General features: G+C 60.1%; 20 protein-coding genes and 4 tRNA genes. 11 read left to right on the top strand and 13 right to left on the bottom strand.

Translation table 11 applies throughout. From position 1 onward, the window contains the following. Positions 1-163: 163 nt before the first annotated feature. The 7 genes from clpX to G7025_RS25405 form a co-directional block, all read right to left on the bottom strand. Positions 164-1447 (bottom strand): ATP-dependent Clp protease ATP-binding subunit ClpX, encoded by a 1284-nt coding sequence (clpX, locus tag G7025_RS25435; RefSeq protein WP_034098852.1) that lies wholly within the window; start codon positions 1445-1447, stop codon positions 164-166. Positions 1448-1559: 112 nt separating this feature from the next. Next, positions 1560-2195 (bottom strand): ATP-dependent Clp endopeptidase proteolytic subunit ClpP, encoded by a 636-nt coding sequence (clpP, locus tag G7025_RS25430; RefSeq protein ID WP_181081753.1) that lies wholly within the window; start codon positions 2193-2195, stop codon positions 1560-1562. Positions 2196-2286: 91 nt separating this feature from the next. Beyond that, positions 2287-3597 (bottom strand): trigger factor, encoded by a 1311-nt coding sequence (tig, locus tag G7025_RS25425; RefSeq protein WP_181081752.1) that lies wholly within the window; start codon positions 3595-3597, stop codon positions 2287-2289. A gap of 330 nt (positions 3598-3927) precedes the next feature. Next, a tRNA-His gene (locus G7025_RS25420) sits at positions 3928-4003 on the bottom strand. Positions 4004-4080: 77 nt separating this feature from the next. Next, positions 4081-4165, bottom strand: a tRNA-Leu gene (locus G7025_RS25415). 57 nt (positions 4166-4222) lie between these two features. Further along, positions 4223-4298 (bottom strand) — tRNA-His (locus G7025_RS25410). Positions 4299-4330: 32 nt separating this feature from the next. Next, positions 4331-4407, bottom strand: a tRNA-Arg gene (locus G7025_RS25405). A 275-nt stretch (positions 4408-4682) separates the two neighbouring features. Between G7025_RS25405 and folD the strand changes: the two genes are divergently transcribed. Both folD and pbpG read left to right on the top strand, forming a co-directional pair. Further along, positions 4683-5537, top strand: a complete 855-nt coding sequence (gene folD / locus G7025_RS25400) for a bifunctional methylenetetrahydrofolate dehydrogenase/methenyltetrahydrofolate cyclohydrolase FolD (RefSeq protein WP_181081751.1) — start codon at positions 4683-4685, stop codon at positions 5535-5537. A 206-nt stretch (positions 5538-5743) separates the two neighbouring features. Continuing rightward, complete coding sequence (gene pbpG / locus G7025_RS25395; protein WP_181081750.1) at positions 5744-6667, top strand: D-alanyl-D-alanine endopeptidase; 924 nt, start codon at positions 5744-5746, stop codon at positions 6665-6667. 47 nt (positions 6668-6714) lie between these two features. On the opposite strand, the gene G7025_RS25390 is transcribed toward pbpG, so the two are convergent. Then, on the bottom strand, positions 6715-7377 hold the full coding sequence (locus G7025_RS25390; protein WP_181081749.1) for a peptidase C39 family protein: 663 nt from the start codon (positions 7375-7377) through the stop codon (positions 6715-6717). 187 nt (positions 7378-7564) lie between these two features. Between G7025_RS25390 and G7025_RS25385 the strand changes: the two genes are divergently transcribed. Beyond that, positions 7565-7717, top strand: coding sequence for a hypothetical protein (locus tag G7025_RS25385; protein ID WP_181081748.1), 153 nt, complete (start codon positions 7565-7567; stop codon positions 7715-7717). Here the strand turns inward: G7025_RS25385 and G7025_RS25380 are convergent. Further along, positions 7714-8124, bottom strand: a complete 411-nt coding sequence (locus G7025_RS25380; RefSeq protein ID WP_181081747.1) for a PA0061/PA0062 family lipoprotein — start codon at positions 8122-8124, stop codon at positions 7714-7716. The two genes, G7025_RS25385 and G7025_RS25380, sit on opposite strands and share 4 nt — an antisense overlap. Before the next feature lie 192 nt (positions 8125-8316). Here G7025_RS25380 and G7025_RS25375 point away from each other — a divergent pair, with 192 nt between their 5' ends. The 3 genes from G7025_RS25375 to G7025_RS25365 are packed head-to-tail and all read left to right on the top strand — an operon-like array spanning position 8317 to position 14099. Beyond that, positions 8317-11538, top strand: coding sequence for an efflux RND transporter permease subunit (locus G7025_RS25375; protein WP_181081746.1), 3222 nt, complete (start codon positions 8317-8319; stop codon positions 11536-11538). After that, entirely contained in the window at positions 11528-12697 is a 1170-nt protein-coding gene (locus G7025_RS25370; RefSeq protein ID WP_181081745.1) for an efflux RND transporter periplasmic adaptor subunit, read from the top strand. The genes G7025_RS25375 and G7025_RS25370 overlap by 11 nt, the downstream gene beginning before the upstream one ends. Further along, complete coding sequence (locus tag G7025_RS25365; RefSeq protein WP_181081744.1) at positions 12681-14099, top strand: efflux transporter outer membrane subunit; 1419 nt, start codon at positions 12681-12683, stop codon at positions 14097-14099. The genes G7025_RS25370 and G7025_RS25365 overlap by 17 nt, the downstream gene beginning before the upstream one ends. A 199-nt stretch (positions 14100-14298) precedes the next feature. Here the strand turns inward: G7025_RS25365 and G7025_RS27295 are convergent, their stop codons facing one another. Beyond that, positions 14299-15117 carry a hypothetical protein gene (locus G7025_RS27295; protein ID WP_445675392.1) on the bottom strand — a complete coding sequence of 273 codons (819 nt, stop codon included), beginning with the start codon at positions 15115-15117 and terminating at the stop codon, positions 14299-14301. 364 nt (positions 15118-15481) lie between these two features. Between G7025_RS27295 and G7025_RS25350 the strand changes: the two genes are divergently transcribed. After that, positions 15482-15940 carry an REP-associated tyrosine transposase gene (locus tag G7025_RS25350; RefSeq protein WP_181081742.1) on the top strand — a complete coding sequence of 153 codons (459 nt, stop codon included), beginning with the start codon at positions 15482-15484 and terminating at the stop codon, positions 15938-15940. A gap of 61 nt (positions 15941-16001) precedes the next feature. Here the strand turns inward: G7025_RS25350 and G7025_RS25345 are convergent, their stop codons facing one another. Together G7025_RS25345 and G7025_RS25340 are read right to left on the bottom strand one after the other, a co-directional pair. Beyond that, positions 16002-17270, bottom strand: coding sequence for a Zn-dependent hydrolase (locus G7025_RS25345; protein ID WP_181081741.1), 1269 nt, complete (start codon positions 17268-17270; stop codon positions 16002-16004). A 25-nt stretch (positions 17271-17295) separates the two neighbouring features. Beyond that, entirely contained in the window at positions 17296-18777 is a 1482-nt protein-coding gene (locus tag G7025_RS25340) for an NCS1 family nucleobase:cation symporter-1 (protein WP_181081740.1), read from the bottom strand. A gap of 591 nt (positions 18778-19368) precedes the next feature. On the opposite strand from G7025_RS25340, the gene hydA reads away from it, so the two are divergent. The 3 genes from hydA to preA all read left to right on the top strand — a co-directional run bounded on the left by hydA (position 19369) and on the right by preA (position 23614). Next, entirely contained in the window at positions 19369-20808 is a 1440-nt protein-coding gene (gene hydA / locus G7025_RS25335) for a dihydropyrimidinase (RefSeq protein ID WP_181081739.1), read from the top strand. A gap of 164 nt (positions 20809-20972) precedes the next feature. Next, positions 20973-22340 (top strand): NAD(P)-dependent oxidoreductase, encoded by a 1368-nt coding sequence (locus tag G7025_RS25330; RefSeq protein WP_181081754.1) that lies wholly within the window; start codon positions 20973-20975, stop codon positions 22338-22340. Continuing rightward, positions 22340-23614: an NAD-dependent dihydropyrimidine dehydrogenase subunit PreA gene (preA, locus tag G7025_RS25325; RefSeq protein ID WP_181081738.1), complete on the top strand. Its 1275-nt coding sequence runs from the start codon at positions 22340-22342 to the stop codon at positions 23612-23614. The genes G7025_RS25330 and preA overlap by 1 nt, the downstream gene beginning before the upstream one ends. 119 nt (positions 23615-23733) lie before the next feature. Here the strand turns inward: preA and G7025_RS25320 are convergent, their stop codons facing one another. Continuing rightward, entirely contained in the window at positions 23734-24354 is a 621-nt protein-coding gene (locus tag G7025_RS25320; protein WP_181081737.1) for a TetR/AcrR family transcriptional regulator, read from the bottom strand. 115 nt (positions 24355-24469) lie between these two features. Here G7025_RS25320 and copC point away from each other — a divergent pair, with 115 nt between their 5' ends. Next, the gene (gene copC, locus G7025_RS25315; protein WP_181081736.1) at positions 24470-24835 is read left to right on the top strand and encodes a copper homeostasis periplasmic binding protein CopC; all 366 of its coding nucleotides are present in this window, start codon (positions 24470-24472) and stop codon (positions 24833-24835) included. Positions 24836-24838 lie beyond the last annotated feature (3 nt).

Genomic DNA, 24838 nt, shown 5'->3' with positions numbered 1-24838 from the left:
GAACAGGCTGGTCTGGCTGCGGGACTCGCCTTGTATGTAGGCCATAACGAAAAATGCTCCGTATCTTTCGATACGGAGCATTCTCTTAAAGGGCCGGACAGATTGCTAGGTTTTCACACAGTCTGCTGGAGGCCCCTTTGTCTTTACGAATGCCGCGAAACGCTTACGCGTCTGGCGCAGCCTTGGCAGCCGGCTCACTGTTTTCGTAGATATACAGTGGCTTGGACTTACCTTCTATAACGCTTTCGTCGATCACCACTTTACTCACCTCGGACTGCGAGGGGATTTCATACATGGTGTCGAGCAGTACGCCTTCCAGGATCGAGCGCAAACCGCGCGCGCCGGTCTTACGCTCCAGTGCACGCTTGGCCACCGATTTGAGCGCGTCGGTACGGAACTCGAGGTCGACGCCTTCCATTTCGAACAGCTTGGCGTATTGCTTGGTCAGCGCGTTTTTCGGCTCGGTGAGGATCTGAATCAACGCAGCCTCATCCAGCTCGTCCAACGTGGCCAGGACCGGCAGACGGCCAACGAACTCAGGGATCAGACCGAACTTGACCAGATCGTCAGGCTCGACTTCACGCAGGGACTCGCCTACCTTCTTGCCTTCTTCCTTGCTGCGCACTTCCGCACTGAACCCGATGCCACCACGGGTGGAACGGTTTTGAATAACCTTTTCCAGACCGGAGAACGCACCGCCACAGATAAACAGGATATTACGCGTATCAACCTGAAGGAATTCCTGCTGCGGGTGCTTGCGACCACCTTGCGGCGGTACGGAAGCCACCGTGCCTTCGATGAGTTTCAATAGCGCCTGCTGCACACCTTCACCAGAAACATCACGAGTGATGGACGGGTTGTCGGACTTGCGCGAGATCTTGTCGATTTCGTCGATGTAGACGATACCCATCTGGGCCTTCTCCACATCGTAGTCGCACTTCTGCAGCAGTTTCTGAATGATGTTCTCGACGTCCTCGCCCACATAGCCAGCCTCGGTGAGGGTGGTGGCGTCGGCGATGGTGAACGGAACATTAAGCAGGCGAGCGAGGGTCTCAGCAAGCAGGGTCTTACCCGAGCCTGTAGGACCGATCAGCAAGATGTTGCTCTTGCCGAGTTCGACTTCCTCACCTTTCTTGTCTCGCTGATTCAAGCGCTTGTAGTGGTTGTACACCGCTACGGCCAGAATCTTCTTCGCACGCTCTTGACCAATCACATACTGGTCAAGGATGCCGCTGATTTCTTTGGGCGAAGGCAATTTATGCGCGCTGCTCTCGGCCTGGGCTTCCTGCACCTCCTCGCGGATGATGTCATTGCACAGGTCGACGCACTCGTCGCAGATAAAGACCGAGGGGCCGGCAATCAATTTGCGTACTTCATGCTGGCTTTTGCCACAGAAGGAGCAATAGAGCAGCTTGCCGTTGTCCTCGCCGTTGCGGGTGTCAGTCATTCGTTCGATCCAAATCCGATAGGCTTGCAACACAAGATGAAGGCTTATGCGGGCTTTTTCAAGCCCGCCGATGATCGGACACGCCGATCAGCCTTATTTTGAGCGGCTTATATTATGCGGGGCGGTGGTCAATCACTGCGTCGATCAACCCGTATTCACGCGCCATTTCTGCACTCATGAAATTGTCGCGGTTGGTATCGCGCTCGATTTCTTCAAGGGTGCGTCCACTGTGCTTGGCCATCAGCGTGTTCAAGCGCTCGCGGATAAAAAGGATTTCCTTGGCGTGAATCTCGATGTCCGACGCCTGACCCTGGAAACCACCCAACGGCTGGTGAATCATTACACGGGAGTTCGGCAGGCAGAAACGCTTGCCGTGAGCGCCGGCGGTCAGCAGGAACGCACCCATGCTGCAGGCCTGACCAATACAGGTGGTCGATACGTTTGGCTTGATGAACTGCATGGTGTCGTAGATCGACATGCCCGCCGTCACCGAACCGCCCGGCGAGTTGATGTAAAGATGGATGTCCTTGTCCGGATTTTCCGCTTCAAGGAACAGCAGCTGCGCACAGATCAGGTTGGCCATGTAGTCCTCTACCGGACCAACCAGAAAGATCACTCGCTCCTTTAGCAGGCGCGAATAGATGTCATAGGCGCGTTCGCCACGAGCGGATTGCTCGACAACCATCGGGACCAGGCCGCCGGCGGCCTGGATATCAGAGTTCTGCTGAATATAGGAATTACGGAACATGCTCTGCAGTTACTCCCAAATAGTCATGTCTTGAAAACGCATAAGCCAGCGCGAGGCTGGCTTATGGTTGTATTTCCAACGAGTTGGACAATCAGTCGGCTTGTGCTGCTTCCGCCGGTTTGACTGCTTCTTCGTAAGAGACCGCTTTATCGGTCACCTTAGCCTTCTGCAGAACAGTATCCACAACTTGTTCTTCCAGCACAACCGAACGTACTTCGTTCAGTTGCTGGTCGTTCTTGTAGTACCAAGCCACGACCTGCTCAGGCTCCTGGTAGGCCGAAGCCATTTCCTGGATCATTTCGCGAACGCGATCTTCGTCAGGCTTGAGGTCGTACTGCTTGACCACTTCAGCCACGATCAGACCCAGCACAACACGACGCTTGGCTTGCTCTTCGAACAGCTCGGCCGGCAGTTGATCAGGCTTGATGTTGCCACCAAACTGCTGAACCGCTTGAACGCGCAGGCGATCCACTTCGTTGGACAGCAGAGCCTTAGGCACTTCGATCGGATTGGCGGCCAGCAGACCGTCCATGACCTGGTTCTTCACCTTGGACTTGATGGCCTGGCGCAGCTCACGCTCCATGTTCTTGCGAACTTCGGCGCGGAAGCCTTCGATGCCGGTTTCCTTGATGCCGAATTGAGCGAAGAATTCCTCGTTCAGCTCTGGCAGCTTAGGCTCGGAAACGCTGTTGACGGTCACGGTGAACTCGGCGGCCTTACCGGCCAGGTCCAGGTTCTGATAGTCAGCCGGGAAGGTCAGGTTCAACACGCGCTCTTCGCCGGCTTTAGCGCCAACCAGGCCGTCTTCGAATCCAGGGATCATGCGGTTGGAACCCAGCACCAGCTGAGTGCCTTTGGCAGAGCCGCCAGCGAATACTTCGCCGTCAACCTTGCCAACGAAATCGATGTTCAGCTGGTCTTCGGTCTGGGCGGCACGCTCAACCACTTCGAAGCGCGTGTTCTGCTTGCGCAGGATTTCCAGCATGTTGTCCAGATCGGAGTCAGCCACTTCAGCGCTCAGGCGCTCAATAGCGATACCGTCGAAGCCGGCAACTTCGAACTCAGGGAACACTTCGAATACGGCAACGTATTCCAGGTCCTTGCCCGCTTCCAGGGACTTGGGCTCGATCGAAGGCGAGCCAGCCGGGTTCAGCTTTTGCTCGACCACGGCTTCATAAAAGGAAGCCTGGATCACGTCACCGACAGCTTCCTGACGCGCATCGGCACCAAAACGACGCTTGATTTCGCTCATCGGCACTTTGCCTGGACGGAAACCAGCGATCTTGGCCTTCTGGGCAGTCTGCTGCAGACGCTTGTTGACCGCAGTCTCGATACGCTCTGCCGGCACGGTGATGCTCAGGCGGCGCTCGAGAGCAGTAGTATTTTCAACAGAAACTTGCATGGATATTCCTCGTTGCACAGACGTTAGCCGGCCATTTCCGACCCCAATCAAGGGCATGCATTCTAGTGGGTCAAACTCAAGAAGTCACCCTACTGGAAATATGCTCGTAAACAGCCGGCAATTTATCGGTACGAGAGCACTGCTGCTCCTCGTCCCGCTGACAAATACAGCCGATCAAGCCAGGGCCCTGCGCCGCCTCCTTCTATATATAGAAGGCGTCACCACCATCCCCCCCCCTGACGCGGCGACGCGGTAGCCGCGACTACCCAGCGTTCGAACCGCCAAAACCAAAAAAGGCGCCAGACTGTTAAATCTGGCGCCTTTCGAATATGGGGTGGACGAAGGGGATCGAACCCTCGACAACGGGAGTCACAATCCCGTGCTCTACCAACTGAGCTACGCCCACCATATTGCGTTAACAAAGAAACCAAACCACTTCTTTGTCGAGCCCTGCTCTCTCTTACGATTGAACAAAGCTGTGATTGGTGCGGATGAAGAGACTCGAACTCTTACGCCTCGCGGCGCTGGAACCTAAATCCAGTGTGTCTACCAATTCCACCACATCCGCGCTTGCAGCTCTTAAAGCAAAGGCGCCAGACCGTAAAATCTGGCGCCTTTCAAAATATGGGGTGGACGAAGGGGATCGAACCCTCGACAACGGGAGTCACAATCCCGTGCTCTACCAACTGAGCTACGCCCACCATATAGCGCTACTTGTGCCAAAGCTGCCTAATGGCGCACCCGGCAGGACTCGAACCTGCGACCATCCGCTTAGAAGGCGGATGCTCTATCCAGCTGAGCTACGGGCGCCTTATTAATCTGTACTCTTGGAGGATTACAAACTAAGTGCTTCCAGCCTTACAGAACAACTATTCTGCTCGACCTTCTTAACCAGTGCTAGGCTGTGCCCGACAAGTGCGACGAATAGTATAGAGGCCCCAGAAACCCGTCAAATCTTTTTTGAAAAAAATTCATTTTATTTAAGGGGTTAGGCCAATTTGCAGACCAAGCGCCTTTGCCCTCACGCCCTGGCATGCGAGAATGCGCGCACTTTTCTTCCCCCTCTCGATGGTTAATCACGCGTAATGACTGCACAACTTATCGACGGCAAATCAATCGCCGCCAGCCTGCGCCAGCAGATCGCCAAACGCGTCACCGAGCGTAGCCAGCAAGGCCTGCGCACGCCCGGGCTCGCGGTGATCCTGGTCGGCAGCGATCCTGCCTCTCAGGTTTATGTCTCGCACAAGCGTAAAGACTGTGAAGAGGTCGGCTTTATTTCCAAGGCCTACGACCTGCCTGCCGAGACCACCCAGCAAGCCCTCACCGACCTGATCGACAGCCTCAACGATGACCCGGCGATCGACGGCGTGCTGCTGCAACTGCCGCTGCCGGCCCATCTGGACGCGTCCAGATTGCTTGAGCGCATTCGCCCGGACAAAGACGTCGACGGCTTCCACCCTTATAACGTCGGGCGCCTGGCCCAGCGCATCCCATTGCTGCGCCCCTGCACCCCTAAAGGCATCATGACGCTGCTGGAAAGCACGGGTGTCGACTTGTACGGTCTCGACGCCGTGGTAGTGGGCGCCTCCAACATCGTCGGTCGCCCGATGGCCATGGAACTGCTGCTCGCCGGCTGCACCGTGACCGTTACCCACCGCTTTACCAAGGACCTCGCCGGCCACGTCGGCCGCGCCGACCTGGTGGTGGTTGCCGCCGGCAAGCCGGGCCTGGTCAAAGGCGAGTGGATCAAGGAAGGCGCCATCGTTATCGATGTGGGTATCAACCGCCAGGACGACGGCAAGTTGGTCGGCGACGTGGTGTACGACACCGCCCTGCCCCGCGCCAGCTGGATCACGCCGGTGCCGGGCGGCGTCGGCCCGATGACCCGCGCGTGCCTGCTGGAGAACACCTTGTACGCCGCAGAAACCCTGCACGATTAATAACCGCTCGTACTGAAAAAGCCCCGCCTTATCGCGGGGCTTTTTTGTTTCCGGAATAAAACCTGTTTTTTCTTATTTTTGAAGTACTTTCGTCTGGTTATGGAAGAACATTCGACAGTTTCTGATCCATACTCCTAAAATGTAACGCCATTTATCAAAAACCCGTTTCCCAACGGTATTTCTTACTTTTTAGCGAGTTCATCCGCGTGAAAATTCGTCTATCCATCATCAGCATGTTTTTTGCTTTCTCAGGCACGCTCGCACACGCCGCCGAAACCACCCTGGCGCCGCGCGACCCCTCCAAACTGCAAATCGCTTCCGGCAGCGCCATGCTGGTCGACCTGCAAACCAACAAAGTCATCTATGCCAGCAACCCCGACGTGGTGGTGCCCATTGCCTCCGTGAGCAAGCTGATGACCGGTTTGATCGTGCTCGAAGCCAAGCAGAACCTGGACGAGTACATCGACATCAACATCACCGACACCCCTGAAATGAAAGGCGTGTTCTCCCGCGTGAAAATCGGCAGCGAAATGCCGCGCAAGGAAATGCTGCTGATCGCGCTGATGTCTTCGGAAAACCGCGCCGCCGCCAGCCTGGCCCATCACTATCCGGGTGGCTATTCGGCATTTATCGCAGCGATGAATGCCAAGGCCAAGGCGCTCGGCATGACCAGCACGCACTACGTCGAACCCACCGGGCTGTCGATTCACAACGTGTCCACCGCCCGCGACCTGAGCAAACTGCTGGCCGCGGCGCGCAAATATCCGCTGCTGAGCCAGTTGAGCACCACCAAAGAAAAGACCGTGGCGTTCCGCAAGCCCAACTACACCTTGGGTTTCTCCAATACCGACCACCTGATCAACCGCGCCAATTGGGATATCAAGCTGACCAAGACCGGATTCACCAACCAGGCCGGCCATTGTCTGGTGCTGGTGACCAGCATGGGTAATCGGCCGGTGTCTCTGGTTATCCTCGATGCGTTCGGAAAATTCACCCACTTCGCCGATGCCAGCCGCATTCGCAGTTGGGTCGAGACCGGCAAGGGCGGCGCGGTGCCGGACGTCGCGTTGCGCTACAAGGCCGACAAGAACCTGAAGAATCGTGGGAATGCCACTGAAGTGCGCCGCTGAACGACATTAAACAGTGACGCGGGAGGCGCAACGCCCCTCCCGCGTTTTCACCGATGTTCCGCCAACACTTTAAGCGCCTGCGCCGCCGCCTGCTCCTGCCCGGCCTGGGCGGTTGCATTGGCCGCCTCGCGCCAGCGCTGCGCATCCACATTGGCCGGCAATTGGCTCGCGCGCTGGGTGAGGATCGCCCAATGCCCGGCACTGGCCCATTTCGATTCAAAATCGCTGAAGCTCATCACCAGTCGCCGGTCCATGCCCGAACGCAATAGCACTGTGCTCTTCTGCTGATTAAAGCCCACTACCACCACATACCGCGCGTCGGACCACAGCCCGCCGCCAAGGCGCGCCATCACCGGGTAACCCGCCGCCACCTGCGCCAGCACGGCGGTCAGCCTGGCCTCCAGCGGATACACCATAAGCCCGTACTCGCGCGCCAGTTCCGGCATCGTGCGCTCAAGGTTGGCTTCGCCGCCCGGCAACTGCAGCGGTTTATCCAGCAGCCCCGGTGTCATCACAATGCCTTGTTGCGACAGCATGCTGGCTAACGCAGCAGGGCCGCTCTGATAAGCCTCGCTGCGAAAGGTCGGCACGCCATTGAGCTCGACGCGTTCGGGCAGGCCCGCCAATTTCGAAGGTTGCCCGGCACAGGCCGTGAGCCCCAGGGTGAAGGCCAGCAGCAGGGACGCTGTAAGGTTCGACCGTAACCGCACTTTTTTACTCTCTTGATCAGCCGTCGGTGAGGGGCCTGATCATAGCCCAATCACGTTTCCGTGGGGCCTGGATATAGCGAACCGGTTGGACGGACACGACCATTGGTCAATAGCAGGCAACCGCCCGTTGGCTAGACTGTCCATTGAGAAGACTGTGTGTGCCCCCTGCGGGGCGAAGGAGGCCCGAATGAGCCTTGCAACGACGATTTTTTTATTGATCTGCGGTTGGCTGGCAGTAGCCGGCGCCATGTTGTGGGGGGTGTTGCGCATCACCCGCCGGCACCATCACCCCCACGTCAAACCCGCCAAAGCGCATAAGTCAGTGGCGCGTCACGCCTAGCCCGGCATGCAATTGAAGTCCTGGGTCGCCGCGACTTCGTGACCGTGCGCATCCCTGAGGGATGCGCGCACGGTCATTCCCAGGCTGGACTCCACCAAGGTGTAGTGCTCGCCTGCCTTGAAGTGCTTGTACTCCACGCGTCCCTGGCAGTCCTGCTGGTTGTCGTCCCCAGATTCGTCCTCGAACAACGTCACGTCCAGCCGGTGGTCGCCCGGGGTCACCTCGAAGAAGCGCCCATCATCCACGCGCTTGCCATCCACGCGTTCGGCCAGCAGGTCATTGGGCGCTTCCTCTTTAAGGCCGATCCAGGCCTCGCTCGGGTCCGCCTTGGGCATCGGTCCGGCACAGGCCGATAACAGCAATACGGCGCTCAGGACAGGGAGTAACAAAAAGGGTTTGAGTGACATGGCAACGCTCCTCGGGTCAATCATTCGATGGGCGACAAGCTTGGAGAGCTGCTACGGCTGGAACAAATGAAAGCCTATGAAACGATCTTCAGCTGTTACCTAAATGTTCCTTCACCTGGCTGAAAGGTGCGTGTTAGGTGGGTCGGGCAAGACTGCCGGGGTTTGCAATCCTGCTCTGTTGGAGATCCACGCATGCTCGGGCTGGTAAAGACCGCACTGCACAAGCCGTACACGTTTATCGTGCTGGCCATATTCATCTGCATCATCGGGCCAATGGCGGCCCTGCGCACACCCACCGATGTGTTCCCCGATATCGGCATTCCGGTGGTCGCCGTCGTCTGGCAATACAACGGCCTGTCGCCGGACGCCATGGCCGGTCGGGTGATCTATACCTACGAACGCTCCCTGAGCACCACCGTCAACGACATCGAACACATCGAATCGCAATCCCTGCCCGGCATGGGCATCGTCAAAATTTTCTTCCAGCCCGGCGTCGATATCCGCACCGCCAACGCCCAAGTGACCGCCGTGTCACAAACCGTGCTCAAGCAAATGCCACCCGGCATTACGCCGCCGCTGATCCTCAATTACAGCGCGTCCACGGTGCCGATCCTGCAGATGGCGTTCTCCAGCCCGACGCTGTCGGAAGCCAAAATTCGCGACCTGGTGCAGAACAATATCCGCCTGCCCCTCAGTGCCCTGCCCGGCCTGGCGATGCCTACGCCGATGGGCGGCAAGCAACGCCAGATCACCCTCGACCTCGATCCTCAGGCGCTGGCTGCCAAAGGCCTGTCGGCCCAGGACGTGGGCACGGCGCTGGCCCTGCAGAACCAGATCATTCCGGTGGGCACCGCCAAACTCGGTTCGAATGAATACACGGTCCTGCTCAACAACAGCCCCAAGGCCATCGATGAGCTGAACAACCTGCCGATCAAGACCGTCGACGGCGCGCTGATTACCATCGGCCAGGTCGCCCATGTGCGCGACGGTTCGCCGCCGCAGACCAATATCGTGCGCGTCGACGGCCATCGCGCGGTGCTGATGCCGGCGTTGAAAAACGGCAGCATCTCAACCCTGTCGATCATCGACGGCATCCGCCAGATGCTGCCGCGCATCAACGAAACTCTGCCGCCGTCGCTGAAGACCTCGCTGCTGGGTGACGCCTCGGTGTTCGTCAAGCAATCGGTGGGCAGCGTGGCGCAGGAAGGCATTATTGCCGCGCTGCTGACCAGCGCGATGATCCTGCTGTTCCTCGGCAGTTGGCGCTCCACAATCATCATCGCGGCATCGATTCCCCTGGCGGTGCTGGCGGCCATCGCGCTGCTGGCGGCCAGCGGGCAAACCCTCAACGTCATGACCCTGGGCGGGCTGGCGCTGGCCGTGGGGATCCTGGTGGATGACGCCACGGTGACCATCGAAAACATCAACTGGCACCTGGAACAAGGCAAGGCGGTGAGGACCGCGATTCTCGACGGCGCCGCGCAGATCGTCGGCCCGGCGTTCGTCTCTCTGCTGTGCATCTGCATCGTGTTCGTGCCGATGTTTCTGCTGCAAGGCATCGCCGGTTATCTGTTCCGGCCGATGGCGCTGGCGGTGATCTTCGCCATGGCCAGCTCCTTCGTCCTGTCGCGCACCCTGGTGCCGACACTGGCCATGTTTCTGCTCAAGCCGCACACCCCGGAGCAAGGCGCGGGGCACCATCCCGAAGACGAATTCATCAACCATCATGAAGGCGAGCAACACCCGAAACCACGCAATGCCGCGCTGCAAGCGGTGCTGAATTTCCAGCAGGGTTTCGAGCGCCACTTCTCGAATATCCGCGACACCTATCACGGTCTGCTGACGCTGGCCCTGGGCAACCGCAGGGTCTTTATCCCAGGGTTTCTTGCCTGCGTGCTGGCCTCCTTCCTGCTGCTGCCCAGCCTGGGCCAGGACTTTTTCCCGGCCACCGATGCCGGCGCACTGGCCCTGCACGTACGCCTGCCGCTGGGCACGCGCATCGAAGAAAGCGCCGCAGCCTTCGACCGTATCGAAGCGCGCATTCGCGAAGTCATCCCGGCCCAGGAGCTGGACACCATTGTCGACAATATCGGCATGCCGCTGAGCGGCATCGACATGGCCTACAGCAGCAGCGGCACCATCGGCCCGCAGGATGGCGATATCCAGGTCACCTTGAAAGCGCACCACGCCCCCACCGCCGACTACGTGAAAAAACTGCGTGAAGCCTTGCCGCAAAGCTTCCCCGGCAGCCACTTTGCGTTCCTGCCGGCGGACATCAGCAGCCAGATCCTCAACTTCGGCGCGCCGGCGCCGCTGGATGTGAAAATCTCCGGGCGCAGCGATGCAGAAAACCGCGCCTATGCCGTCGAGCTGGAACGCCGCCTGCAGCACGTGCCGGGCATCGCCGATCTGCGTATCCAGCAATCCACCGGCTACCCTTCGCTGCAGGTGAATGTCGACCGCCTGCGCGCCAACGGCCTGGGCATTACCGAGCGCGACGTGACCAACAGCATGGTCGCGTCACTGGCGGGCAGCTCGCAGATTGCGCCGACCTTCTGGCTCAACCCGGCCAATGGGGTGTCCTACTCCATCGTTGCCGCCACCCCGCAATATCGCCTGGACAGCCTGCCGTCGCTGGAAGCCTTGCCGGTCACCGGCGCGAACGGCCAGTCGCAGATCCTCGGCGGCGTGGCAACCATCTCCCGCGTGCAAAGCCCGGCGGTGGTGACCCACTACAACATCGAGCCGACCCTGGACCTGTACGCCAATGTGCAAGGTCGCGATCTCGGTGGTGTGGCGCGGGACGTGCAAAAGGTGCTCGACGACACCGCGGCCATGCGCCCCAAAGGCGCGACGATCAGCCTGCATGGGCAGATCGATGCGCTGCATGAAGCCTTCAGCGGCTTGAGTTTTGGTCTGCTGGGCGCGGTGGTGCTGATCTATCTGCTGATCGTGGTCAACTTCCAGTCGTGGGTCGACCCGTTTGTGATCATCACCGCGCTGCCGGCGGCGCTGGCGGGGATCGTGTGGATGCTATTTCTCAGCGGTACCTCATTGTCGGTACCGGCCTTGACCGGCGCGATCCTGTGCATGGGCGTGGCCACCGCCAACTCGATCCTGGTGGTGAGCTTCTGCCGGGAACGCCTGGCCGAACACGGCGATGCTTTGAAAGCTGCATTGGAAGCGGGCTACACGCGCTTTCGCCCGGTGTGCATGACCGCCCTGGCGATGATCATCGGCATGCTGCCCCTGGCTCTGTCCGAGGAACAGAACGCGCCGCTGGGTCGCGCCGTCATCGGCGGTTTGATCCTCGCTACCACTGCCACCCTGTTGTTTGTACCCGTGGTCTTCAGCCTGGTCCACGGTCGTCACCCTACTCGCGTCACTGCTGGAGAAACGCCCCATGTCGTCTGATCACAAACCCTCGCGCAAGCGCCTGATGCTCCTGGGTGTCGGCGGCCTGACCCTGGCCGCCGTGTTGGTTGCCAACGGCCTGCATGCCCGCACGCTGCACGAACAATCGGTCACCGCCTGGACCGAGACCGCCGCCATCCCTCAGGTAAGAGTGTTCCAACCCAAGCAGAACGTGGCCGGCGACACCTTGCGCCTGCCGGCGCATCTGGAAGCCTGGAGCAAGGCGCCGATTCACGCTCGGGTCAGCGGTTATCTGAAGGACTGGAAAGTCGACATCGGCAGCCACGTCAACGCCGGGCAAGTCCTCGCGGAAATCGACAGCCCCGATCTCGACCAGCAATTGGCACAGACCCATGCACGCCTGGTGCAGGAGCAGGCGAATGCGCGCCTGGCCGGCACCACCGCTACACGCTGGCAAAACCTGCTGGCCAGCCATTCGGTATCGCGCCAGGAGGCGGATGAAAAAACTTCCAATGCCGCTGCCGCCAAGGCCAACGCCGAGGCCGCCGCTGCCGACTATGCCCGGCTGTCGGCGCTGGAAAGCTTCAAGACCCTCCGCGCGCCGTTTGCCGGCACCATCACCGCGCGCAACACCGATATCGGCCAGTTGATCAAAGCCGACACCGACAGCGCTCCGGAACTGTTCAACATTGCCGACACCCACCAGTTGCGCCTTTATGTACCGGTGCCGCAGAACTACGCAGCGGTCATCCATCCGGGCCTGGAAGCCGAGCTGAGCGTGCCCGAGCACCCCGGCGAGCACTTCAAGGCGCGCCTGATCGGCGATTCCACTGCCATCGACCGACGCTCAGGCACCCTGCTCGCCCAATTCGCGGTCGACAACCCCAGCGGCGAATTGCTGCCGGGTGACTATGCCGAAGCGACTCTGCCGATTCCGGCCGACACCCACGGCGTGAGCATCCCGGCCAGCGCCCTGATCTTCCGTGCCCAGGGCACTCAGGTCGCAGTGCTGGATGCGCAGAATCATATCCACCTGCAAGCCATCCATATCGGCCTCGACCTGGGCGAACGCCTGGTGATCGACCAAGGCTTGAAACCCGCCGACCGCATCGTCGACAACCCGCCCGATGCGCTGCGCGAAGGTGATCCCGTGCAACTCGCCGATGCCTCCGGAGGTGCGCATGCGCATAAGGCTTAAACCGCTCGCCGCATTGACGCTGCTGGTCTTGCAGGGTTGCTCGATGGCGCCGACCTACAAGGTGCCGGCGATCGACCTGCCGGCCAACTACCGCGAACAGACCAGCGATGGACCCTGGCACAGCGCCCAGCCCTCCGACCAACTGGCGCCCCAATGGTGGAAGCTCTACAACGATTCGCGCCTGAATGACCTGCAACAGCGGCTGCTCAAGGCCAACCCGGACCTGGCGGCGGCGCTGGCGCACTTTGATGCTTCCCAGGCGTATGCCAGCCAACTGCACGCAGGCCTGTTCCCGCAGATCACCGCCAGCGCGCAACCTCTGCGCCAGCGGCAATCGGATTCGCGACCGTTGCGGGGGGATACGCAACCGTCGGTGTACAACAGCAACATCGCGGGTTTTTCCTTGAGCTACGACCTCGACCTGTGGGGCAAAATTCGCAATCAGGTCGCGGCCGGCGATGCCCAGGCGCAAGCGTCCGGGGATGACCTGGCGGTGGCGCGCCTGAGTTTGCAGCGTCAGCTGGCGACCTTGTACGTGCAGCTCAATGGGCTGGATGCACAGAGCCGGATTCTCACTGGCTCGCTGGATGATTTCAGCCAGGCATTGCAACTGACCCGCAGCCGCTACGAGGGCCAGATAGCCTCGGAGCTGGACCTGACCCGTGCGCAAAATCAACTGGCGCAGGCCAGGGCGCAATTGGACGAGGTACGCGGCCAACGCAACCTCACTGAGCACGCCATCGGCGAGTTGGTAGGTGTGGCAGCCAGTGACTTTACCTTGCCGCCCGACCAGCAACTGATCGCCCTGCCGGGAATTCCGTCGCAGTTGCCAAGCCACCTGTTGCAACGTCGCCCGGATATTGCAGCGGCAGAGCGACGGGTGTTTGCGGCCAACGCAAATATCGGCGTGGCCAAGGCGGCGTGGTATCCGGACTTCAGCTTGACCGGGTTGATTGGCGGGCAGACGCAGGGCGTCGGCAATCTGCTGTCGGCGGGCAATCGGTATTGGGCACTGGGCCCGTTGGTGAACCTGCCGATCTTCGACGGTGGCCGCTTGAGCGCCAATGAACGCCAGGCCAAGGCCGAGTTTGAAGAGGCGTCGGCGCAGTACCGCAGCCAGGTGCTGAAGGCCGTGCGCGAGGTGGAAGATAACCTGGCGCAACTGCGGGATTTGCAGCAGGAAGCGCAGGATGAACAAGCGGCGGCGGATGCGGCGCAGCATACGCAATCGCTGGCGATGAACAGCTATCAAGCGGGTGCGGTGAGTTACCTGGATGTGGTGACCGCGCAGACGGCGGCGTTGCAGGCGCAGCGGACATTGCAGGCGGTGCAGACGCGGCAGTTGCAGGCCAGTGTAGGACTCATGACCGCACTCGGCGGCGGCTGGCAACCTGGCGCCTGACATCACCCCAGGCACAGTGATAGCAGTGGAACAGCCAGTTTATCCGTAGCTGAGCCACCGCAATCGGGGGCAAGCCCCCTCCCACACGGGTCCTGCGTCAGACACATAATGTATAAGCGTCGCTGAGCCAATGTGGGAGGGGGCTTGCCCCCGATTGCGGTGATTCAGTCAATCATCACTGACTGATCCACCGCATATTTCAGCCCTCTGGCCGACTATTAAGAAAAACACTCGCCACTGTGTAATCACTACCATTGGCATGCCGATACAGGGTACTGCTGTGATAGTCGGATACATCCCCCGACACCGAAACCATAATCGAACGGCTCTCGACATCAACTTTTACCGCCCCGTCACGCGTAACTAGAAACGGATTGGCATCTTTCAATAAAGCCAATATTTCACTATCGGTTCCCAAGGTGCGGTAAACGTAATATCGGTAACTGAACGGCACAGTGGCCCCTCCGCGATCATCCTTGACGCCATAGATCGAAGCGTCATCACTGATCGGCACACGGAGTACAACCTCCGTCAATTGCGGACGGCCCGGCGAAAGCAGCCAATCACCAGCGATATACACCAAGCAAAGCGCCAGCAAGATCGTTGTGACCGTTGAATAAAGCGACTTTCTAGTAGTTCCTGAACCTGGCATACCTGATTCCTTTCTTGATCCAATATTGGTCCACTGGATCGTCACCGAAAGGCGCATCCCCCCACCAACGACCAAACTCGGGTTTATCCGTACCCGCCCTGGTTTGAGCAAGTCCCGCTGCACGTAAAAGCACTTCTTCGCTGAAACCGCGGCAATCCCCACGGCGCCATAGTGAAAGTTTCCAAACGCTTCATATTCTTTGGAAATTTGCTTGTAGTCCCACGGGCCGCGATTGCGGACCTGAGTATAAAGCCAAGAATACATAAACGCTGAACCGGCTTTCAGTACATTCTTTTTATGAAAAGCGGGTGGCCATATTTTCGTCAACCGATACACCCGGCGGGGGCATAGGGTTCGCCATTGCATGCTTCCTCTGCATTAGGTTTTTGAGCGGCAGAACCTAACACCGGATAGCCAAGATGATGAGCGAGGAGAAGAGCAAAAGAGGATTCGTACGAAGGAGTAAGACATGCCTTACACCACAGCCTCAAAGCAAGATACTTCCAAGTGCAATGAGGTTGCGGCAGCGTCAGTTCTGGCCTCATCGGGGGCAAGCCCCCTCCCACACTGATCCTGCGTCAGACACATAATGTATAAGCGCCGCTGAGCCAATGTGGGAGGGGGCTTGCCCCCGATGGCGGCCGTCCAGACACATCCTGCCAAAAGCCTGCCGCTCAACCTCCTGCTCTCCAATCTAGCCTCTCTAAGCACATCTAAAGAGGGCCAGGGAATGGCAAATCTACCCGCTTCACACCGCCTGCGCATCGGCCGCTTCAGCGAGCAAGGCCGCATCTACCTCATCACCACCAACACTCACGAACGCACACCGCTATTCAGCCATTTCCACCTTGGTCGCCTGGTGGTCTGGCAATTTCGGTTAGCCCAGTACCAAGGGCTGGCCAACTCTTTGGCATGGGTGATCATGCCGGACCATTTTCATTGGCTGATCGAGCTACGCAAAGGCTCGCTGGCGGACCTGATGCGGCAGGTGAAGTCCAAGAGCACGCGATCCGTCAATGGTGTGAGTGGTCGCAAGGGCCGGCTGTGGCAGCAGAGCTTTCATGACCGGGCCCTGCGCGAGGAAGATGATTTGGTGAAAATGGCTCGGTATGTGGTGGCTAATCCATTGCGTGCGGGTTTGGTCGAACGGATTGGCGACTACCCACTCTGGGATGCCATCTGGGTTTAACGTCAAACACCGCCCAAATATGGGAGGGAGCAAGCGCCCTCCCATATTGTTAATCACACGTTCAGGCGGCGAGTGCAGCAGAGGCCGCCACCATCGCACGCAACAACACCGCACACCCCGCCGCCAGGTCATCCGGCGCGGCGTTTTCGATTTCGTTGTGGCTGATGCCGCCTTCACACGGCACAAAGATCATGCCTGCCGGCCCCAACTCCGCGATGAAAATTGCGTCGTGCCCCGCCCCGCTGACGATGTCCATGTTCGACAGACCCAGGCCGTTCGCCGCGTTACGCACCGCCTCGACGCAGCCTTTGTCGAAGTACAACGGCGGGAAATCGGCGGTGGGTTCCATCTCGAAACTCAATCCGTGTTTGGCACAGGTGTCTTCGATCACTTGGCGCACCTGGGCAATCATCGAATCCAAGCGCGCCGGTTCCAGGTGCCGGAAGTCCAGGGTCATGCGCACTTCGCCGGGGATGACGTTGCGTGAGCCCGGATAGGCCTGCAGGCAACCGACCGTTCCGCAGGCGTGGGGTTGATGCCCCAGCGCCGCCGCATTCACCGCTGCCACGACCGCCGCCGCGCCGACCAGGGCGTCCTTGCGCAGGTGCATCGGCGTCGGCCCGGCATGGGCTTCGACGCCACGCAGTTTCAGGTCGAACCACTTTTGCCCCAACGCGCCGAGCACCACGCCAATGGTTTTTTTCTCATCCTCCAGAATTGGCCCTTGTTCGATATGCGCCTCGAAATACGCACCGACCCTATGCCCACTTTCAGGCCGGGTTCCCGCGTAGCCAATTGCATTCAACGCATCGCCCACGCTGACCCCGTCCGCATCGACCTTGGCCAGGGTATCGGCGAGGGTAAATTTCTCGGCGAACACCCCGGAGCCCATCATGCACGGCGGAAAACGCGAGCCCTCCTCGTTGGTCCACACCACCACTTCCAGGGGTGCCTCGGTTTCGATCTTGAGGTCGTTCAGCGTACGCAGCACTTCCACGCCGGCCAGCACACCGAAGCAGCCATCGAACTTGCCGCCGGTGGGCTGGGTATCAATGTGGCTGCCGGTCATCACCGGCGGCAGGTCGGGGTTGCGCCCGGCGCGGCGGGCAAAAATGTTGCCGATGCCGTCGACGCTCACCGTACAGCCAGCCTCTTCACACCACTGCACGAACAGATCGCGAGCCTTGCGATCGAGGTCGGTAAGGGCCAGCCGACACACGCCCCCCTTGGGCGTGGCACCGAGTTTTGCCAGGTCCATCAGCGACTGCCACAAGCGGTCGCGGTTGATGTGCGGGTGGCTCGATTGCAGAACGTCGAGGGCAGCGTTCATGGGGGTCTCCTCAGGCTTGTATTTCTTATGAATTGACAACGATCGGGCTGGCTGCGCGCCTGGCGTTCAGGCCGTAATACAACAGCCCGCCCAACGCCGAACCGGTAAACCAGCCGTAACTGTAAAACCAGCTGAACGCATCGCTGCCCAGGGACAGCAAGGTCAGCACCACCGGCACACCAAAGGCGATAAACCCGCTCCAGTTCCACGCCGGGTAGACGTCGTCGCGGTACAGGCCGGCCAGGTCCAGCTGCTGCCTGCGGGTGATGAAGTAGTCCACCACCATGATTCCGGCGATCGGCCCCAGCAGGCTCGAATAGCCCAGCAGCCAATTGGAATACACCGTCTCCAGGCTCACATCCGAGACAATCAGGCCGAGTTTCTTGAGCAGTTCATGCGCCATCAGCGCCAGCCCCACCAGGCCGGTGAGGATCACTGCGGTGGTGCGGTTGATCAGCTTGGGCGCGATGTTCTGGAAGTCGTTGGTGGGCGAGACAATATTGGCCGCCGTGTTGGTGGAGAGCGTGGCGATGATGATCAGCGCCATCGCGACGGCCACCCATACCGGGCTTTGGATATGGCCGATGAGGGTGACGGGGTCGGACACGCTCACGCCCACCAGTTTTACCGAGGCGGCGGTCATGATCACGCCGAGGGCGGCGAACAGAAACATGGTCAGCGGCAGGCCGAAAATCTGCCCGAGGATCTGGTCCTTCTGGCTCCTGGCGTAGCGGCTGAAGTCGGGAATGTTCAGCGACAAGGTGGCCCAGAAACCGACCATGGCGGTCAGGCCCGCCATGAAATAACCGGTGAGGCTCGCGCCTTCGGGCCGCTTGGGCGGGATCGCCATCAGCTCGCTGATCGACACATTCGGCATCGCCCACACCAGCAGACCGATGCCCACCGCCACCAGCAAGGGCGCCGACAAGGTTTCCAGGCGCTTGATCGACTCGGCGCCACGCAGCACGACCCACAAATTCAGGCACCAGAAAATCATGAACCCGATCACCTCGCCGGTGCCGCCCAGGGACTTCCAGCCTTCGAAAATCGAGCCCAAAAACAGGTGGATCGCCAGCCCGCCGAACATAGTCTGGATGCCGAACCAGCCGCACGCCACCAGGGCGCGAATCAGGCACGGCACGTTGGAACCGAGAATACCGAACGAGGAGCGCAGCAGCACCGGAAACGGAATACCGTACTTCGTGCCGGGAAACGCGTTGAGGGTCAGCGGCAGCAACACCACGATATTGGCCAGCAGAATCGCAATCAGCGCCTCCCCCACCGACAAGCCGAAATACGCGGTAAGCACACCGCCCAGCGTATAGGTGGGCACACAGATCGACATGCCGACCCACAGCGCGGTGATATGCCATTTGTTCCAGGTTCGTTCATGCACCTTGGTCGGTGCCATGTCGTGGTTGTAGCGAGGGCTGTCGAGGACGTCGGGGCCGGCGTCGAGTTCGTACAGGCCGTTGCGCTCAATGACTTGCGATCTGTTCTGTTGCATGGCCGCTCCACGGTTTTTTCGAATTATTGTTGCTCACCCCCTGCAACGCAGGAGATGGCCGGAGTACCTCGTAAACAACATGACATCACAGGCCCGGCCAGCCGCCACTGCACTCAATATTCGTGCCGTTAACCGCCGCCATGCCCTCACCGCTTATATAACTTGCTGATGTTAATCAACTTTCAGATTGAATCCGGGTTACTTGTTGCTGGGTTCAGCCGGGGCATTAAGCAAGTTGCCTGAACCGGTCGGACTCAATCTGGTGCAACACAATTATTTTCATTTTTCACTCCCGTCAAGCGGCATATCTCAAGCACCTGATTTGCAATAAGAAATGTTGCTCAATTTGCAAACCTGTCAAGTGCGTCAAAATGGTGAACGCCCGCTACATTTTGGTGACTCCAACATTTTTTAGTTTATTTTCAATAGGTTATATCTTGAATAAGCTTATAAAAAATACGCTTGCCCAATCGGAAAACTCGGGCTAGTTTCTATTCCTGTCACCGATGTCAGGAATAAACCTGAGATGGGAACGCAGCATTACAACACTTAGAACTGGCACAAGCCGGTCAAGCCTGTGAGGAATTCGACATGTCGCTGTTGATCCGTGGCGCCACCGTAATTACCCATGATGAAAGTTACCGCGCCGATGTTTTATGCGCAGGCGGTCTAGTTCGCGCTATTGGCATGGACCTGGACATTCCTGTCGGCACCGAAGTGCTCGACGGCAGTGGCCAATACTTGATGCCCGGCGGCATCGACCCGCACACCCATATGCAACTGCCCTTCATGGGCACCGTGGCCAGCGAAGATTTTTTCAGCGGCACGGCGGCGGGTTTGGCCGGCGGCACCACATCGATCATCGATTTCGTGATTCCCAACCCGCAGCAGTCGTTACTGGAAGCCTTCCATCAGTGGCGCGGCTGGGCGGAAAAATCGGCGGCCGACTACGGTTTCCATGTCGCGATCACCTGGTGGAGCGAACAGGTGCGCGAGGAAATGGCCGAGCTGGTCAGCCACCACGGTATCAACAGCTTCAAGCACTTCATGGCCTACAAGAACGCGATCATGGCGGCGGACGACACCCTGGTCGCCAGCTTCGAACGCTGTCTGGAACTGGGCGCGGTGCCCACCGTGCATGCGGAAAACGGCGAGCTGGTGTACCACCTGCAACGCAAGCTGATGGCCCAGGGCATCACCGGCCCGGAAGCGCACCCGCTGTCGCGGCCGTCCCAGGTGGAAGGCGAAGCGGCCAGCCGGGCGATCCGAATCGCCGAAACCATCGGCACGCCACTGTACCTGGTGCATGTGTCCACCCGAGAAGCCCTGGATGAGATCACCTATGCCCGTGGCAAGGGCCAGCCGGTGTACGGCGAAGTGCTCGCCGGCCATCTGCTGCTGGACGACAGCGTCTATCAGCACCCCGACTGGCAGACTGCAGCCGGCTATGTGATGAGCCCACCGTTCCGTCCGCGCGGGCACCAGGAGGCGCTTTGGCACGGCCTGCAATCGGGTAACCTGCACACCACCGCCACCGACCACTGCTGCTTCTGCGCCGAGCAAAAAGCCGCCGGGCGCGACGACTTCAGCAAGATCCCCAACGGCACCGCCGGGATCGAAGACCGCATGGCACTGCTATGGGATGAAGGGGTCAACACCGGCCGCTTATCCATGCAGGACTTCGTTGCGCTGACCTCCACCAACACCGCGAAGATCTTCAACCTCTACCCCCGCAAAGGTGCGATCCGCGTGGGTGCCGATGCCGACCTGGTGCTGTGGGACCCGCAGGGCACACGTACCATTTCCGCCAAGACCCACCACCAGCAGGTCGACTTCAACATCTTCGAAGGCAAGACCGTGCGCGGCGTGCCGAGCCACACCATCAGCCAGGGCAAGCTGGTCTGGGCCGATGGCGACCTGCGCGCCGAGCGCGGGGCCGGGCGCTATGTGGAGCGGCCGGCGTATCCGGCGGTGTTCGAGCAGTTGAGCAAGCGGGCCGAGCATTCCAGGCCAATTGCTGTGAAGCGCTGAACATACAGCGCACATGATCGTTCCCACGCTCTGCGTGGGAATGCAGCCAGGGACGCTCCGCGTTCCAAGAGCGGACGCAGAGCGTCCAGTGAGGCATTCCCACGCAGAGCATGGGAACGATCGCCCATCAGAGGCAGAACCTCAATAACCGTGAGGCCATCACCGTGATCCAGACCCTGACCCACCTCCCCCATCCCGTAGAAGATGGCGCAACCCTCGCCAGCCATTTCACCGACCTGGCACCGCCTCTCAACGCCCGCCAGGCCCAACTGGAAGCCTCACGCTGCCTGTATTGCTACGACGCGCCGTGCGTGAATGCATGCCCCAGCGAGATCGATATCCCCTCGTTCATCCGCAATATCCACACCGATAACGTGCAGGGCGCCGCGCAGAAAATCCTCTCGGCCAACATCCTCGGCGGCAGCTGTGCGCGGGTCTGCCCCACCGAAATCCTGTGCCAGCAGGCCTGTGTCCGTAATAACGCCGAAGAATGTGCGCCAGTGCTGATTGGCCTGTTGCAACGCTATGCGGTCGACAATGCCCACTTCAGCGAACACCCGTTCCAACGCGCCGCGCCCACCGGCAAACGCATCGCCGTGGTCGGCGCCGGGCCCGCCGGCCTGGCCTGCGCCCATCGCGCGGCGCTGCACGGCCACGACGTGGTGATTTTCGAAGCGCGGGAAAAGGCCGGCGGCCTGAATGAATACGGGATCGCCAAATACAAACTGGTGGATGACTTCGCCCAGAAGGAACTGGAGTTCCTACTGCAGATCGGCGGCATCGACATCCGCCACGGCCAGCGCCTGGGCGACAACCTGACCCTGAGCGAACTGCATCAGCAATTCGATGCAGTGTTTCTCGGCCTGGGCCTGGCCGCCAGCAAGCAACTCGGTCTACCCCATGAGGACGCCCCCGGCCTGCTCGCCGCCACCGACTACATCCGCGAACTGCGCCAGGCCGATGACCTGACCCAACTGCCGCTGGCCGACCGCTGCATCGTGCTCGGCGCCGGCAACACCGCCATCGACATGGCCGTGCAGATGGCCCGCCTCGGTGCCCGCGATGTCAACCTCGTCTACCGCCGTGGCCTGGCCGATATGGGCGCCACCCACCATGAGCAGGACATCGCCAAGGCCAACCAGGTACGCCTGCTGACCTGGGCTCAGCCTGAAGAGGTGTTGCTCGACGATAAGGGCCACGTTCGCGGCATGCGCTTTGCTCGCACACGCATGGAAAACGGGCGTCTGAGTGCCACGGGGGAAACCTTCGAACTGGCCGCCGATGCGATATTCAAGGCCATTGGCCAAGGCTTCGATAACGAGGCGTTGCACGACCCACTGGCCCAGCAACTGCACCGCGTGGGCGAGCGGATTTTCGTCGACGAGCACCTGCGCACCAGCATTCCAGGCGTCTATGCCGGCGGCGACTGCGTCAGCCTCGGCCAGGACCTTACCGTGCAGGCGGTACAACATGGCAAGCTGGCCGCCCAGGCCATGCACGCCCAACTCATGCTGAATGTGGAGGCTGCGTAATGGCCGATCTCTCGATTGTCTTCGCCGGTATCAAAGCCCCCAACCCGTTCTGGCTGGCCTCCGCGCCGCCCACCGACAAGGCCTACAACGTGGTCCGGGCTTTTGAAGCCGGCTGGGGCGGCGTGGTGTGGAAAACCCTCGGCGAGGACCCGGCGGCGGTCAACGTATCCTCGCGTTACTCGGCGCACTATGGCGCCAACCGTGAAGTGCTGGGCATCAACAACATCGAGCTGATCACCGACCGCTCCCTGGAGATCAACCTGCGGGAAATCACCCAGGTGAAAAAGGACTGGCCCGACCGCGCGCTGATCGTGTCGCTGATGGTGCCTTGCGTTGAAGAGTCGTGGAAAAACATCCTGCCCCTGGTGGAAGCCACCGGCTGCGACGGTATCGAGCTGAACTTCGGCTGCCCCCACGGCATGCCCGAACGCGGCATGGGCGCGGCGGTGGGCCAGGTGCCGGAGTACGTGGAACAGGTGACGCGCTGGTGCAAGACCTATTGCTCGCTGCCGGTGATCGTCAAGCTCACGCCGAATATCACCGACATCCGCGTGGCGGCACGCGCGGCGTATCGGGGCGGGGCGGATGCGGTGTCGCTGATCAACACCATCAACTCCATCACCAGCGTCGACCTGGAGCGTATGGTCGCGCTGCCGACGGTTGGCACCCAGAGCACCCACGGCGGTTATTGCGGTTCGGCGGTCAAGCCGATCGCCCTGAACATGGTCGCTGAAATCGCCCGCGACCCGCAGACCCAAGGCTTGCCGATCTGCGGGATCGGCGGCATCGGCACCTGGCGCGACGCCGCCGAATTCGTCGCCCTCGGTTGCGGCGCGGTGCAGGTGTGCACGGCGGCGATGCTGCATGGGTTTCGCATCGTCGAAGAGATGAAGGACGGGCTGTCGCGCTGGATGGACAGTCATGGCTACCAGAGCCTGCAAGCGTTTTCCGGCCGCGCGGTGGGCAATACCACGGACTGGAAGTATCTGGACATCAACTACCAGGTGATCGCCAAGATCGACCAAGAGGCGTGCATTGGCTGTGGGCGTTGCCATATTGCCTGTGAGGATACCTCGCACCAGGCCATCGCCAGCCTGAAACAAGCGGACGGCACGCATAAATACGAAGTGATCGATGATGAATGCGTGGGCTGCAACCTGTGCCAGATCACCTGCCCGGTGGCCGATTGCATCGAGATGGTGCCCATCGACACGGGCAAGCCGTTTTTGAATTGGACGCAGGATCCGAGGAATCCGTACAGGGAGGCGGTGTAGCCCTTCAGGCCTCATCGGGGGCAGCCCCCTTCCACATTCGACCGAGTCTGTCTGAATGAATGCGGTCAAGTGTGGGAGGGGGCTTGCCCCCGATGAGGCCCCAAGCCCCACCACGATACTCAAGGCTCCAACCCAATCCCCCGCAGAATCACACTGGTCACCGTCTGGATCGCCTTCTCGAACTGCATATCCGACAACGGCTGGTGATCATTCAAAATCGTCACTTGGTGATCAAAGTCGGCGTAGTGCTGGGTCGAAGCCCAGATCATATACAGCAGGCTCGACGGTTCCACCGGCAGGATGCGTTTGTCTTCCACCCACTGGCGAATTTTCGCTTCCTTCATCTTGGCCCAGTCGTACAGGCTTTCGTCGAGCGCCTCACCCAGGGTCGGCGCGCCGTGGATGATTTCGTTGGCCCAGACTTTCGAGCCGTACGGCCGTGTGCGTGAACGCTGCATCTTGGCGCGGATGTAGCTGCTGAGCACCACCCGTGGGTCATCGAAGGTTTCAAAACTCAGGGCATCCTGTTTCCACAGGTCCAGCAGATCGAACAGCACCGCGCTGTACAGCTCGCTCTTGGTGGTGAAGTAGTAATGCAGGTTGGAGCGCGGCAGTTGCGCTTGTTCGGCGATGTCGGCCATGGCGGTGCTGCCATAGCCTTTCTCGGCGAAGACTTTCTCCGCCGCCAGCAGGATTTTTTCGACGTTGGCTCGGCGAATGCCACTCTTGTGATTGCCCATATGGGCTCCCTGACAAAGACATAAACCAAAGACTACCACCGCTCTAGATCGGGGCGACAGGCACAGTCGAAACTTCGTACACTGCCCGCTCTTCCCCATTGATTGGTATTGCACAATGTTGATCAAGCAAGCCCTGACCACCGTCGCCCTGCTCGCGTCCCTGCTGGGCGCTTCGGCGGCATTTGCCCATGCCCACCTGAAAAGCGCCACCCCGGCGCAGGACAGTACCGTCACCGCGCCCAAAGACCTGCGTCTGACTTTCAGCGAAGGCGTCGAGGCCACCTTCACCAAGGTGTCCCTGAGCAAGGACGGCACCGAAGTCGCTATCAAAGGCCTGGAAACCCCGGACGCCGACAAAAAAGTCCTGGTGGTCACACCGGCCGCGCCGCTGGCAGCCGGCACTTACACCGTCGAGTGGCATGCGGTCTCCGTCGACACCCACAAAAGCGAAGGCACTTATCGCTTCAAGGTCGGCCAATAAGCG

The sequence above is a fragment of the Pseudomonas lurida genome (genome assembly GCF_013522705.1).
Taxonomy (GTDB): domain Bacteria; phylum Pseudomonadota; class Gammaproteobacteria; order Pseudomonadales; family Pseudomonadaceae; genus Aquipseudomonas; species Aquipseudomonas quebecensis.
This window is presented reverse-complemented; position numbering and strand designations above follow the sequence as displayed.